Source organism: Brevibacterium sp. 50QC2O2, from assembly GCF_024580675.1.
Taxonomy (GTDB): Bacteria; Actinomycetota; Actinomycetes; order Actinomycetales; family Brevibacteriaceae; genus Brevibacterium; species Brevibacterium moorei.
In genome coordinates, this window is the sequence record NZ_JANIJZ010000054.1 from 1 (window position 1) to 739 (window position 739).

The following is a 739-nucleotide window of genomic DNA, read 5'->3' on the forward strand; positions in this document are numbered from 1 at the left end:
AGTGATCGAGTGGTGGAGGCTATGCGAGTGAGAATGCAGGCATGAGTAGCGAAACACGGGTTGGAATCCCGTGCACTGGATGACTAAGGGTTCCAGGGTCAAGTTCATCTTCCCTGGGTTAGTCGGGGCCTAAGGCGAGGCCGACAGGCGTAGTCGATGGATAACGGGTTGATATTCCCGTACCGGTGAAGGACCGTCAAAGACTGAAGCTACTGATACTAACGCGGTGTGACTGTCGCCTGGCCTTCGGGTTGGGTGTGTGGTTGTGCTTCGGACCTGAGGTGGTGTGTAGGTGAGCGTGTGGTGTGACGCAGGAAGGTAGCCGGGCCGCGCGGTGGTTGTCGTGGTCTAAGGTTGTAGCCCGCTCTATAGGTAAATCCGTGGAGTGTGTGGGTGAGAGCTGATGGGCGTCCCACTTTGGGTGGGGTGATCCGGTGATCCTATGCTGTCGAGAAAAGCATCGGCGTGAGGTTTGATCCGCTCGTACCCGAAACCGACACAGGTAGTCAGGTAGAGAATACTAAGGTGATCGAGAGAATCGTGGTTAAGGAACTCGGCAAAATGCCCCCGTAACTTCGGGAGAAGGGGGGCCACCCATGTGAAGGACCTTGACGGTCTGATGTGTGTGTGGTGGCCGCAGAGACCAGGGAGAAGCGACTGTTTACTAAAAACACAGGTCCGTGCGAAGCTGTAAGGCGATGTATACGGACTGACGCCTGCCCGGTGCTGGAAGGTTAAG

At 56.2% G+C, this 739-nt stretch carries 1 rRNA gene; it reads left to right on the forward strand.

The window, feature by feature from the left end:
* A 23S ribosomal RNA gene (locus tag NQ038_RS15175) occupies positions 1 to 739 on the forward strand; the annotation flags it as partial.